The sequence below is a fragment of the Nostoc sp. CmiVER01 genome (assembly GCF_034531135.2).
In the GTDB taxonomy this organism is placed as follows: Bacteria; Cyanobacteriota; Cyanobacteriia; order Cyanobacteriales; family Nostocaceae; genus Nostoc.
Genome location: NZ_JAVRBU020000003.1, coordinates 222763 through 235221 on the forward strand (window position 1 = coordinate 222763; position 12459 = coordinate 235221).

The following is a 12459-nucleotide window of genomic DNA, read 5'->3' on the forward strand; positions in this document are numbered from 1 at the left end:
CAAGTCGAATTACCCCCCTTAATCCCCCCTTATAAAGGGGGGAAATAGGAATCGGAATCTAGTTCCCTCCCCTTTATAAGGGGAGGGTTAGGGTGGGGTAAAACTGACGCGAAAAAACAGGTGAGTAAACTATTTGAGAGTTATAGAATAGCTGAATTTTTTTGCAGGAGAAGGTGAGTAAATGGTGCGTTTACTAGAAAAAAGACAAAGAACGACGGCAAGTGTTTTGACAATTTTTGCGATCGCAACCTTCAGTTTACATATATTAGTTTTATTTTTATTCTTATTACAAGGGCTAAATATTCGCCAACTCAGTGTGAGAAAACCTCCCAACTTTGTGCAATTAATAGACGGTAAACCAGTAGGTAATATTGATGATTTAGCAAGAGATCCCGAAGCAATTCGCCAATTCGTCAGCAAAACGATGATATCAATGTTTAGCTGGTCTGGAACTTTACCAGTACAAAATATCGAAGAAGTTGCAAACCCCAAACCAGATTTAGGAGTTCTTATTCAAACACCTCAAGGGGGTAGCCAAAAAGTTAGTACCAGCAGTTGGATAGCTAGTTTTGCCTTATCCGAAGACTTTCGCAAAGGTTTCTTAAGCACAGTTGCAGAAATGACACCAGCAGAAGTTTTCTCTGAAAATCCCAGCCTAGCTATGACATCACAATTAGTTATTAAGCGGGTTTATCCGCCAAGACAAATTGCACCAGGCAAGTGGCGAGTGGGTATGGTAGCCGACTTAATTCAAAAAAACCGAGTTGGTGGTGCAAGACTCATAACTCCTTTTAACAAAGATTTACTTGTACGTGCAGCAGATTATTTTGGTAATCCCCAAGGCGACAATGGCACAGACCTGCAAAAAGCAATTTATAGTGTCCGCGCTGATAGATTAGAAATTTATGAAGTTCGTAACTTATGTTTGCTTGATGGCAACAACACCCTTAACAATGATAAATTAACCCAATGCGGGGCTGGACAAACATCTGATAGTTTTATTAGATGATTAAGGAGAGACGCGATTAATCGCGTCTGTACTGGGGAGTAGGGAATCAGCTTTTTTGAGTTGAGGGCTTTTTTTAAAAATCAAATAAGACCTATAGATTTCTAATTCAGTAACTTTATATAAATATAAATAAATGCAATTACTCAAACCAGAAAATAGAAAAAATAACCCATTGCCACTGTTAGCAGTAGGAACATTTGGGTTACATGTATTGACCTTGCTTTTATTACTATTTCACGGGTCGATGTTACAGCAGTTAGGTCGTCAGCTCACACCTCAAAGCTTAGTGCAGCTTGTTGATGGTCGCGCTATAACCGTAGACCCCGAACCAAATTTACAGCGACAGCCAGAGGCGATTCGGCGGTTTGTGGGTGAAACTATGAGCTTAATGCTTACTTGGTCAGATCAACAGCCGCCAACGCAAGTCTGGGAAATAACTTCCCAATTGGTAGCTGATAATTTTAAACAAAAACTTCAGTCAGAAATTACTAATTTAAATCCAGATAGCCAATTTGAAAATGTTAATAGAGGAACAGAGAATGTATTAGTAATCCAAAAAATCTCTCAACCTACAGAAATAGGTAATGGACAGTGGAAAGTGGAGATGTTTGCTAATCAACTGGTATTTAGCGGTTATGATAGGTTGGGAAAATCAACTTCGTTTAATAAACAAATTTTAGTTAGAGCAATAGATGAACCCGCAACTTCCCTGCCAAATGCAGCACTACCATTGCAGTTCGCAGCTTACCGCCTTGGTGAAGCCAGACTAGAAATTTATAATGTATGTGATATCAAAGATAAAAATTGTTCTGGAAATCCTAACCAAGTTTTACCATGACTAAATACTCAACTCCTGCGGAAACACCTGCTCAAAATGAATTTACTCTACCTCCCGATGCTCAACAACAAGATGTAGAATCTTTTGATTGGGAATCGCGGATGTCAAGATTAGTCGGCTTTGAAGAAGAATCTTTCGATACCCAAGGTTCAGAAGACTCTGCAACTCCACAAGAATCGCTCTCTCAACCACAAGAAGTTCAGACAAAGCAACCCCTCTCATCTAATCCCTTTGCAAAGTTAGGCTTGGTAGGAGCCGCTACCTTTGCGATCGTTTTGGTGGGTGGTGTGTTTTTGTCGCAGTTAATGAGTAGTAATCCCAAGCCAAAAACTATTGTTGCTCCACAAGTACCTGAGCAGCCAACTGATGAATCTACCTCTCAACAGCTAGCAGGCGAAGTAGATACTCTAAAAACGAAATTAGCCCTGACTGAACAAGCAGAGATGGTGAAAGCCGCCCAACAACAGCTCAGAACTGCCAAATCAACGCCTACAGTAGCTTTACAACAACCGTCAGTTTCTTCTAGAGGTACAGAAAGAGTGATCCCAACACCCCCACCAACAGCTTACGTCCCTCGGACAGTGACAGTTGAGCGCATTGTTAGAGTACCTGCATCTCAACCTGTGCGATCGCCCCAACTCCCAGTTGTGAAGCCAAGCACTCAACCTCAGACTGTAGTTAATATAAATCCACCATCTCCACCAAGCCCATTACAAGAGTGGAAAAGGTTAGCAAAGTTAGGTAGCTACGGTCAACTAGATGGTACGAATCAATCTAATAACATAGCAGCAGCTCCTGAACCTGCAAACAATCCGCAGCCGCAGCAGCAACAACAGACAGCACAACCCGAAACTCCTGCCCCTGAGGTGAGTCAAGCGCAACCCGTGGGACAGAAATCCTTAGCAATAGGGACTAGTGCCAAAGCTGTGTTAGCAACAGCGATATTTGGGGAAACCACTACTAGATCAGGCGGTGGTGATGAAGGAGGCGCAGCGAAAAATGTATTCGTGATCAAATCGCGAGAAGCACTAAAATCTAAGGATGGTAGTACTGTCATACCTGCAAACACCGAATTTCTAGCTGAAATTAGTTCCATCAACGAACAAGGTCTTATGCAGATGAACGTAACTAAATTTATCTCACAAAATGATGGCAACCCTACTGAGCAAAGCTTACCCAGCAATGCAATTATTATTCGTGGTACTCAAGGTAAACCTTTAATAGCAAATAAATATCCCGGTCAAAGTTCGTCCGTAGCATCAATGGATGCAGGACTATTCGTTTTGGGCGGAATTGGCAAAGCAGCAGAATTAGTAAATCGCCCTGATACTAAACTCGTGCCATATACTATAACATCTAGCACCACAGGTGAGAACGGCGAACCGACGACGAACGGCAACAACACCACTAGTACTGGCATTACTACTGTCACGGAGAACAGACGCAACCTTGCAGCTGCGGTTCTGGAAGGTGGTATGAACTCTGTAGTACCCCAAATAGCCCAACGTAATCAACAAGCGATCGCCCAAATGTCGCAACCAACTAATGTTTGGTTTATGAAAGCCGGTACAAATGTTGAACTATACGTTAATCAACCAATCTAGTTTTAGGAGATAGGATTTATACCAATTTTAGATTTTGGATTGAGTAATGGTAATTGGTAATTAGTTTTCTTTTTATCTTTTCTATATTCTCTTGTTCTATCTACCAATCTTCCCATTTGCAACCATGAAAAATAATATTAACTTGTCAGGAAATACCCCAAATCATTCTTATTTCCTACCTATAGCTTCCTTAATTTTCTCGGTTGCTATGTTCTTGTTGGTAGGCCGCGCTGTTGCTAATAACGCTGTTCTGCGTTCCATATTTTCCTGTCAAGCACAGGGTTTAGGGGGAGCAATACCTACGATCGACGTTTGGTATCAACAAGGAACAAACTTAAGTTTTATTCAGGCTGGAGAAGTAATTAAAAAAGTTTGGTTAAACGATCCATCACAAGTAACTATAGACTTTGATGGCCCAGTATGTATGCAGTTTGGTCAAGACTCTAATAGTGGTGGAGGAGATTGTAAAAACTCCTCAGCGAATGTAATTCAACTCAGACGAATTCAAAAACTGGATATTCCTGGGCTTCCTCCCACTAGCAATACACTTTTAACAGTTGTTACCGAAGGACAAGGTAGAAATAAGTTATATACTTTTAAAGTGATGTATAAAACAGATAACCCTGAATATCACACTTTAGCAGTTTTTGCCGATCCTTCTGGTCAAGAAGGAGCTTGTGCTAGAGTTCCACAATAAATTTTTAGCAAAATCACCCGACAGCGAAGACAACTGAAGTTTCTCTCCACAAAAAACGCTGAAGCTTAAGTATGTCTGCATTGTGGCTTTTTAAAAGGCTTGCTCTAATTCCCTTCGTTTTTATAAATAAGGAAGGAATTAGAGCAATATGCTTGGGTTAGCCTCAAAAACCATAAATTGCGTGGATTGGGTTCCAATACAGTTCAGATAAACTTTTTTCTCCCCCCTGCTTCACTTACATCCCCCTGCTCCCCCTGCCTGCCTCAACGGATAAATTTCTTAACTGACCGTATTGGGTTAGAGAATATCTAACTCTTTGGGCAGTTTTCTTTCTTTATAAAGCAAGGTTACGCTAAGGCTTAAGCACTACTGTAGTTCAATCAATTGGAAAAACGCTATGACTCAACCAATTAACCGACTCAGGCATTTTTAGCCTATAACTTTATAAATCTTCAGATAAAAACTAACTACAAATTCCAAATCTGTGTAAATATAAAGAAAAGCTTAAGAGGTTACAGACTCATGGTGACAGCAAAAATGATGCAACAGCTTTGGGCTGTAATTGAGTCTACCCAGGTCAGCACCCTGCTCCAGTTTGACGATGCTGCTTTAGTACAAGTACTTCTGCAACAATTAAAAGCGAAGCAGGCTATTGATCCTCAGGCAGATAGCAGCCTTAATACTTACATAACATCTAAACTGCCCCTGATTCGTGATACAGCTGAAGGTCGATTATCCTTCGGGCAAGGTGGCAATCATTAATACGAGAAATCATTTGATTCCTCACAGCCAAGCATACGCTCAGAGTTCAAACAGTTGAATATTATGAATAACTGGCTAGTAATTGCCCTAGTAGCTTATCTAATTGGAGCAGCGATTGAAGGGGTGACTACAGCCAGTCAGCTATCTCATTCAGTGCCAGAATTAGCTAAAAACACACAAGCTCATCCTTCAGATTCTGCCACTGAATCCAGTTCGACTTGGCGAGTTGTGGCTGCGATCGCCTCGGTAAGTATATGTGGAGCTTTTTGGTGGCCTTGCCGCCTTTTCCACCGTTTAATTAAAAGTAAGGTTAATTCGTAAGCTTAATCCTCATCTGTAGAGTAAAACTGTTGGGCATAAAAACGGGCATAGCGTCCTTCCTGAGACAGGAGGGAGGTATGAGTACCAGCTTCAACCAATTGTCCTTGTTCTAGTACGAGAATGCAGTCAGCCCTACGAACGGTGCTTAAGCGATGAGCGATAATAAACACGGTACGGTTTTGCATCACTCGCTTGATCGCTTCTTGAACTAGTGCTTCTGACTCCGAATCTAAAGCAGAAGTAGCTTCATCCAAGATCAGAATTCGCGGATCGTTGACGATCGCTCTAGCAATGGCTAATCTTTGGCGCTGTCCTCCAGATAGGTTAACTCCGCGTTCGCCAACCCAGCTATGATAACCTTGGGAAAACTGGGTAATGAACGAGTGAGCGTTGGCAATCTTTGCTGCTGCCTCAATTGCTGGTAAGTTTAATTCTTCTTGACCATAACCAATATTTTGGGCGATCGTTCCCGAAAAAAGAGTAATATCTTGAGGAACAATGCCAATTTGATGGCGCAAACTTGTAAGTGTGACATCGCGGATATCAATATCATCAATTAGAATTTCACCAACTTGGGGATCGTAGAAACGAAGTAAAAGGTTAATTAAAGTTGATTTGCCCGCTCCAGAAGAACCAACCAAGGCAATGACACTACCAGGAGAAGCGTGTAGACAAAGATCCTTGAGGACTGGCTCGCCAGGATTGTAAGCGAAATTGACATGACGATATTCTACCTTGCCAGCAATTCGTGGCAGTTCCTTAGCATTCGATTTTTCAATTAAACTAGGCTGCTTTGCCATCAATTCAAAGATGCGTTCGACGGAAGCTTCGGTCTGTTTATACTCGTTGTAATTGCTAATCATCAAGTCGATTGGCTGAATCAGTAATGCCACAGCAGCTAAGAAACTGATAAAGCCTTGAGATGTCAGCTGATTCTGAGAAATCTGCCATCCTCCCAAAAGAAACAGCAGCATAATGCTAACTGCTTCCAAAAAACCAACAACGGGAAATTGAAGAGATTTGAGTTGTTGAGCGCGATACTTCGTTTGGCGATTATGTTCTGCTTCCTGATTGAATCGCTTGACCTCATACCCTTGTGCTGCAAAAGCTTGAACGACGCGAATTCCACTAAATACTTCAGTTAACAGAGCCGACAAATTGGAAACTTGATTTTGACTCTGGCGAGATAGCAAAAGTAATCGCTGACCAAATACCCCGATCAACCAAGCCATTAAAGGAGCCAAAATTAAACCCGCAAGGGTAAGTGGCCAATTCAGATAGAGCATGTAAATGGGAATCGCAATTAACTGCAAGAGATTGGAAAGAAACTGATGGGATAACTTGTCTACAATCTCGCCTACGCGATCGATATCTTCAGTCAGTCTATAAGTGAGATCACCCGTCTGTGTGGTTTCAAAGTAATCCAATCCGAGTTTGTGTAGGTGAGCATAAACCCGCTTACGCAAATTTAAAACCATATTCAGAGCGGCAGCGATCATAAAGACATTCTGCCCGTATTGACAAAGCCCTCGAACTAAAAATACTAAAGTAGCTACTCCAAGCCAGTAGGCAATTTGATTAACATTTCCCTGACCAAGAAAAAAAGCGACCTGACCTGCTAGGTAGGGTATTGCTAAAGTGAGCAACACAAATCCTAAGATACAAGCGAATCCCCGAACTAACAGAGGCCATTGAGGCCATAGATAAGGTAACAGTTGCCAGTAGCCAGAGCGGACTTTCATAGTTCAATTATTTATTATTATCCTTACCGAAAAAAGGCAGGGGGAGCAGGGGAGGCAGGGGAGCAGAGGGGACAAGGTGACAAAAGTTTAGAACTTCCAACAAGTCTTTCCCCTTGTCCCCAATTCTCCTTGTCCCCAAGTCCTCTTTCCCATGCCCAATGCTGTACTAAGTTTCTCCTAAAGAGGTTAGCAGAAAGTGGGCTATTCTCTCAGATGCACCGGGCGGCCCAAATCGCTCAGGGCCATTTTGTTGGCACTTAGCGAGATAGTCTGCATCTTGTAAAGTCTCGACCACGCGTGGGGCAGCTTGTTTCAGAGTCTCTGGGGTTGCTGGCCCAGTTCCAATAGTTTGGGCAGAAATGCCCAATAACCGCGTTTGCGCCTCTGCGAATTGATAAGTAAATTGAGGCCCTTCTCCGGGAATTTGGATAATTGGTTTACCAATCGCTACCGCTAAATCCACTGCCAACCCCGCCATGCCAATAACGAGGTTAGAGTAATATACAATATCATTGAAAGCATCTGAGTAACATCTGACTTCTACAAGCGGTGATTTCTCAGCAGAACTTCCTGGAGGAGAATATGTGAGTACGCCTTCACTCAGTTGCCAACCTTGACTTTTAGCAATGTAGTCTAGTTGCTCCATCAAATTTGGTACTAAGGCGGCGCGAAATTGGAATCCTGACTCAGGCATCACCTTGGCAATTTCTACCACCAGTTGTAACTGCAAACAGAAATTTCGCGCTGCTTCTGGCATCCGTGACCCTGGCAAAAGAGCGATCATCGGAATATCTTGTTTCAGGTGCAAGTCTTTACCAGCAGGAACAAGGCGATCTAAGGCCGGAATCCCACCAAATCGAGCTTTAGCTATACCTTGCCGTTGAAGATCAGAAGCTGTATAGGAATCTCTGGTGAAAACTGCCAGACATCGAGAAGAATTCAGATCGTGCCACAGTAGAGGATTGATAGGCAATCGACCTTCATAGAGGGCAGAAAGACAAGAGATAAACGAGACGAAGGGGCGCTTTGTTAAGTAAGCAAATGTCTGAGAGACAAAATCTCCAGTAGCCATAATCAAATCGCAGTTGGGAGCATACTGCAACACCGCTTGTAATTGTCGCCATGTTAACCCAATCAATCCCGATTGAAAATCTTTGAGCAAATAGAGGCGCTTCATATAGAAGAATCCTCCAGAGGGCATCGTTTGTGTGGGGCCAATAATGGGAATGTCCAAGTTGCGGTAAGCTTTTCCTTCCCCTACAATCGGCATTGCTGCCATCTGTAGAGAGGGACACAATTGGCGTAGGGTCTGAATAACATGAGAGGTGTGGTTGTCCTCTCCGTGGCCGTTACTGATAAACAAGATTCGCTTAGAAGACATCTTGGGATTTTGGATTGGGTTAAAAGGCTTAGTAATATTTTTTACCTACTTTAGGCAAGTAGGTTAACAAAGTAAAAGAAACTAAGGTAGTTATCTGTCAACCAGAAAGAATGGTTGAAAATGAAATGCAGATGAATGCAGACGGGAGTGTTTTGAAAAAATTCGTTAGCACATCGCTACTATCAAAAGCCGTTTGGCAATCATGAGGTTGTTTCAGGCTTTTCTTAATTATCCTGCGATGCCTACGGCGGTAAACTACGCAAATCAACGCAGCGCGTCGTGCTTTATTACAGATAGATTACAAAGTTTATTCCGTTTGTCCGATAAAACTCTTTAATATACAACTAAATACTGGAGAAACTGTTGGGTTAGATGGCAAAGTCCTCAAAGGTTTATATCAGATTGAATCTTGCTGCTTAGTCTGAACTCAAAAGATGATACCATGCTCACTCAAGGGGTGTTGTAGGCATCGCTTAGGGCGAGGTATGTAGCAAAAACTCGTTATGTAGTTTGTTCTGGTGTCGCTACATTCTGCCCAATTTTTGGTTCTGTTCCCGCAAGCAAGCGTTCAATATTAGGGCGATGGCGCAAAATCACATATAATCCACCGGCAATTCCAAACAGAATATATGGTAATGGTTGATGCAAAATTACCATGAAAATGGAAACTGCGATCGCACCTGCAATTGAACTCAAAGAGACAATCCGCGATATCGCCACCACAATCGCAAATACACCTGCTGTTGCTAAACCTACCTGCCAACTCATCGCCAACAAAATTCCCAAGCTGATAGCAACAGATTTACCACCAGTAAAACCCAAAAAAATTGATTTACTATGTCCCAGGATGGCAGCTAACCCAGCTATAGTTATTAACCACGGTTGCCACACTTGTGCATCTCCCGTTGGGGGGATATAATTTTGAATCGGGTTAAAATTGAATAACCAGTAGACTAGAGCGATCGCTAATACTCCCTTTAAGGCATCTAGTACTAAAACGAATGCTCCTGGCCCTTTGCCCAAGGTTCTTAGTACGTTAGTTGCTCCAGTAGAACCTGAACCAACTTGCCGAATATCAATACCTTTTAACTGCTTAACAGCAATGTACCCAGTGGGAAAAGAACCCAATAGGTAAGCTATAAATATAATTGCCCCGCACAGGATTAACCAAATAGCCATAATAAAATTCAAAATTCAAAATTCAAAAAAGTCAAGAGGTATTACTCTTGACCAATGACTAATGACTAATGACTCATTTAAAAGTCATCATCATAGTTTCTCACGGTTTTGGGGTCAGGAGCAAAAGCTAACCACAAAGGAAATTGCAACAGTGACAGACTAATTTGCTCCTCTGAATCATCAATGATAATTAAAGGCAATTGATTGGCTTTGGTCAATCGGTCTGCTTTCTGAGCCAGAGCATCAGACGCTTCAAATAATACCACGCCCCGGTCTGGGCCAAAATCTGGGCGACCGATTCCTAGACAGTCTTGCAAGCCGCGCCGCCACTCACCCAATCGCTCTGGTGTATTAGCTAAAACTAAAGTACGGACGCGATCGCCATACAGCTTGTGTAATATCGAAATTGCAGCTGAGGCAATCAAAATATTTTGTAAGCGGCTACCCATTGTTCGCAAACCACCCCGTCCCCCTTGGGTAAAAAACCAGTTAGAGACTCGTTCTGCGTGGATTGGTTCAAAGGTACGCCGTAGTTGCCACGCTGGCCCATAGTAATCTGGTTTATTGCGGTATTGGTCAATTAGGCGACGAATTTGCTTAGTAGTATCTTGAAACTGCTGTTGGGCAAATTGTGGTATTCCAGGTTGGGTTTCAACTGGTTTAGCCTCTTTTTCTTTTACAGATGGTTTTTCTCGTTCCACCACACTTGGCGTCAGTTGCAACTGCTCGGCGGCAACGGCCAAATCCTGTAAGCTACCAGTGAGATAGTCTTTAAAACCCTGCACCCGAATAGCCAAGTCTTGGGATGTACCAGCAAAAGTGGTTCGCATCTCGTTGCGGATACGTTCTTGACGGCGTTCTAGTTGTTCTACAGAAATTTGCAGGGTTTGTTTGCGTTGTTCTAATTGCACTAGTGACTCTTGCACAAGTCGTCCTAGTGATGTCTGAGTTTCACCCACTTGTGCCTGAAGGTTTTTGTAAAAAGCTTGCAGCTTGGCTATTTCTTCTTTGAGAGCAGCTTCAGCGCTCTGCAACTCTGCTACTCGCTGCTCTGCTTCTGCATATAATGAATGGTTTTCTGATCCCAGTGCGGTATTTTCCGGTTCCGACTGCGCTACAAACTCGCCATTTGAATTTTCTGTTAGCTCTACTGTAGAATCTACCACTTCAGAATCTACCACTTCTGCATTAGAGATAAGTGGCTCAGAAGTTGTATAGTTCTCTGATGAGCTAATGGCTCCTGTTTCTCCCACTGACTCAACAGATTGATTGAGTGGATGTTCAACTGCATTGTTCTGTTCTTGTTTTTTTGCCAACCGCTCATCAATTGGTTCTGGGGTTTGAGATGCCTCTGAGTTCATAAACAATAGTGTAATTCCTATGACGCGAATAAATAGCTTTCAGAAATATTACAATTGACCTGCCATAAAAGTCCTGAGTTATGAGTGCTAAGTTATGAGTCTAGATCGAAACGACTCAGCACAGATGGAACTCAGGATTAAATACGCGGACAACGTTGTTCTAAGCAAGTTTTCAAAGTATTGGGATCAAATAAAATCGGCAAAAAGTGAATACTTTTAATTTCTTTAAAGTAAAACAGAATGGGGACTCCATTCCAGAAGATCCGCCAGTTTTGCCATTCCTGATAGGGAAAGCGTCGAATTAATTTTTCGCCTCTGTAAATATCTAAGTCTGTGGCGGTAAATTGCAAACGCAGCGTTAACGCCTGAAACATGAGAAACAAACCAAACAGTGTAAAAATGGAGCCTACCCACGGTTGTACCAACAATAGTGGAATAGCGGCAATCACCAACACTATAGGTATATTGTAACTAGGCTTGAGTTCCACAGTAGATGTGGAGTTAGGAGCAAATGAACTGGTCACAGTCTTAAATCCTGCTTTATTTACTAGGCATCTCTCTTTTATTTATTTTAGGAGTCAGGAGTCAGGAGTTAGGAGTGAGGAGTTTTAACTTATAACTCCTATAGAGATGCGATTAATCGAGTCTCTACTCCTCTTATAGCCCTATGAATGCACTGCCAGTCCCCTGAAACATTAACCAAGAAAGAAAAAAGTTGCTAACAAATATAATTAGCAAGGCAGTCACAACAGCAGTTGTGGTTGATTGTCCTACACCTTTGGCTCCTCCTGTTGTCGTTAACCCCCAACTGCAACCAATTACGGCGATTAAAATGCCAAAACAACACGCCTTGATCATGGCGCTAAAAATATCCCAGATACCAAGAAAGTTACGGGCTGAGTCTAGGAATGCCGTATCAGAGAGGTTGTAGAGATTTGTCGCAATTATTAATCCCCCGAACATCCCTGTTACCAAAGACAGGAGGGTTAAAATTGGTAGCATTAAACAGCAAGCAAGGACGCGGGGAATAACTAGATAATCGATTGGATCTGTTTTCAACATCAACATGGCATCAATTTGTTCTGTGACTCGCATGGTACCAATTTCGGCTGCAAAGGCAGAGCCAACTCGCCCAGCTAAAATCACTGCTGTCAACACGGGAGAAAGTTCTCGTGTCAACGCGACAGAAAGTACTCCGCCGATAATGTTTCCTGCGCCAAAGTTAATAAATTCTCGCGCCACCTGAATAGTAAACACCGCGCCGACGAAAATAGCCGTCAATAGCGCAATAAATAAGGAATCTGGCCCAACTTCTGCCATTTGTTGCAACGTGTTGCGCCGATGGATTTTGCCCTTCAATAGGTGAACTAGTACTTGCCCACCCAGAAAAATCGCCGCCAGCAGTCGCTGACTCCATTCTCCTAAGCTGGATTTGGATGTAGTCTGGTTCAATGTTCTGTAGCTAACTCGGTGACTGCCTTAAGAATAGCGGAAGTCATTGGGATAGGGAATGGGTAATGGGACATTGGGCATTGGGCATGGGAAAGAGGACTTGGGGACTCTTG

General features: G+C 42.6%; 12 protein-coding genes. 6 read left to right on the top strand and 6 right to left on the bottom strand.

Annotated features, from left to right (window positions below; genetic code table 11):
• Positions 1–181: 181 nt before the first annotated feature.
• The 6 genes from RMZ43_RS05885 to RMZ43_RS05910 all read left to right on the top strand — a co-directional run bounded on the left by RMZ43_RS05885 (position 182) and on the right by RMZ43_RS05910 (position 5231).
• Positions 182–1009, top strand: a complete 828-nt coding sequence (locus RMZ43_RS05885) for a hypothetical protein (RefSeq protein ID WP_322646248.1) — start codon at positions 182–184, stop codon at positions 1007–1009.
• Between the two features lie 133 nt (positions 1010–1142).
• Entirely contained in the window at positions 1143–1847 is a 705-nt protein-coding gene (locus tag RMZ43_RS05890) for a hypothetical protein (RefSeq protein ID WP_322646247.1), read from the top strand.
• Complete coding sequence (locus tag RMZ43_RS05895) at positions 1844–3451, top strand: TrbI/VirB10 family protein (protein ID WP_322655137.1); 1608 nt, start codon at positions 1844–1846, stop codon at positions 3449–3451. The genes RMZ43_RS05890 and RMZ43_RS05895 overlap by 4 nt, the downstream gene beginning before the upstream one ends.
• Before the next feature lie 124 nt (positions 3452–3575).
• Positions 3576–4148, top strand: coding sequence for a hypothetical protein (locus RMZ43_RS05900; protein ID WP_322646245.1), 573 nt, complete (start codon positions 3576–3578; stop codon positions 4146–4148).
• 522 nt (positions 4149–4670) lie between these two features.
• The gene (locus tag RMZ43_RS05905) at positions 4671–4910 is read left to right on the top strand and encodes a hypothetical protein (protein ID WP_322646244.1); all 240 of its coding nucleotides are present in this window, start codon (positions 4671–4673) and stop codon (positions 4908–4910) included.
• Positions 4911–4973: 63 nt separating this feature from the next.
• On the top strand, positions 4974–5231 hold the full coding sequence (locus RMZ43_RS05910; RefSeq protein ID WP_322646243.1) for a hypothetical protein: 258 nt from the start codon (positions 4974–4976) through the stop codon (positions 5229–5231).
• A 2-nt stretch (positions 5232–5233) separates the two neighbouring features.
• Here RMZ43_RS05910 and RMZ43_RS05915 read toward each other — a convergent pair whose 3' ends face one another.
• The 6 genes from RMZ43_RS05915 to RMZ43_RS05940 form a co-directional block, all read right to left on the bottom strand.
• Positions 5234–6973: an ABC transporter ATP-binding protein gene (locus tag RMZ43_RS05915; protein WP_322646242.1), complete on the bottom strand. Its 1740-nt coding sequence runs from the start codon at positions 6971–6973 to the stop codon at positions 5234–5236.
• A 166-nt stretch (positions 6974–7139) separates the two neighbouring features.
• Positions 7140–8354, bottom strand: a complete 1215-nt coding sequence (locus RMZ43_RS05920; RefSeq protein ID WP_322646241.1) for a lipid-A-disaccharide synthase-related protein — start codon at positions 8352–8354, stop codon at positions 7140–7142.
• Positions 8355–8855: 501 nt separating this feature from the next.
• Positions 8856–9533 (bottom strand): glycerol-3-phosphate 1-O-acyltransferase PlsY, encoded by a 678-nt coding sequence (gene plsY, locus RMZ43_RS05925; RefSeq protein ID WP_322655138.1) that lies wholly within the window; start codon positions 9531–9533, stop codon positions 8856–8858.
• A 77-nt stretch (positions 9534–9610) separates the two neighbouring features.
• Positions 9611–10894: a DUF3086 domain-containing protein gene (locus tag RMZ43_RS05930; protein WP_322655139.1), complete on the bottom strand. Its 1284-nt coding sequence runs from the start codon at positions 10892–10894 to the stop codon at positions 9611–9613.
• A 137-nt stretch (positions 10895–11031) separates the two neighbouring features.
• Entirely contained in the window at positions 11032–11418 is a 387-nt protein-coding gene (locus tag RMZ43_RS05935) for a DUF3119 family protein (protein ID WP_322646238.1), read from the bottom strand.
• Between the two features lie 133 nt (positions 11419–11551).
• Positions 11552–12346, bottom strand: coding sequence for an MlaE family lipid ABC transporter permease subunit (locus tag RMZ43_RS05940; RefSeq protein WP_322646237.1), 795 nt, complete (start codon positions 12344–12346; stop codon positions 11552–11554).
• Between the last annotated feature and the right edge of the window lie 113 nt (positions 12347–12459).

Excerpts from the sequence above, each read along its gene's own strand:
- RMZ43_RS05895 (WP_322655137.1), top strand. The coding sequence starts at position 1,844 with ATGACTAAATACTCAACTCCTGCGGAAACACCTGCTCAAAATGAATTT.
- RMZ43_RS05915 (WP_322646242.1), bottom strand. The coding sequence starts at position 6,973 with ATGAAAGTCCGCTCTGGCTACTGGCAACTGTTACCTTATCTATGGCCT.
- plsY (WP_322655138.1), bottom strand. The coding sequence starts at position 9,533 with ATGGCTATTTGGTTAATCCTGTGCGGGGCAATTATATTTATAGCTTAC.
- RMZ43_RS05930 (WP_322655139.1), bottom strand. The coding sequence starts at position 10,894 with ATGAACTCAGAGGCATCTCAAACCCCAGAACCAATTGATGAGCGGTTG.
- RMZ43_RS05900 (WP_322646245.1), top strand. The coding sequence starts at position 3,576 with ATGAAAAATAATATTAACTTGTCAGGAAATACCCCAAATCATTCTTAT.
- RMZ43_RS05890 (WP_322646247.1), top strand. The coding sequence starts at position 1,143 with ATGCAATTACTCAAACCAGAAAATAGAAAAAATAACCCATTGCCACTG.
- RMZ43_RS05885 (WP_322646248.1), top strand. The coding sequence starts at position 182 with ATGGTGCGTTTACTAGAAAAAAGACAAAGAACGACGGCAAGTGTTTTG.
- RMZ43_RS05920 (WP_322646241.1), bottom strand. The coding sequence starts at position 8,354 with ATGTCTTCTAAGCGAATCTTGTTTATCAGTAACGGCCACGGAGAGGAC.
- RMZ43_RS05905 (WP_322646244.1), top strand. The coding sequence starts at position 4,671 with ATGGTGACAGCAAAAATGATGCAACAGCTTTGGGCTGTAATTGAGTCT.
- RMZ43_RS05910 (WP_322646243.1), top strand. The coding sequence starts at position 4,974 with ATGAATAACTGGCTAGTAATTGCCCTAGTAGCTTATCTAATTGGAGCA.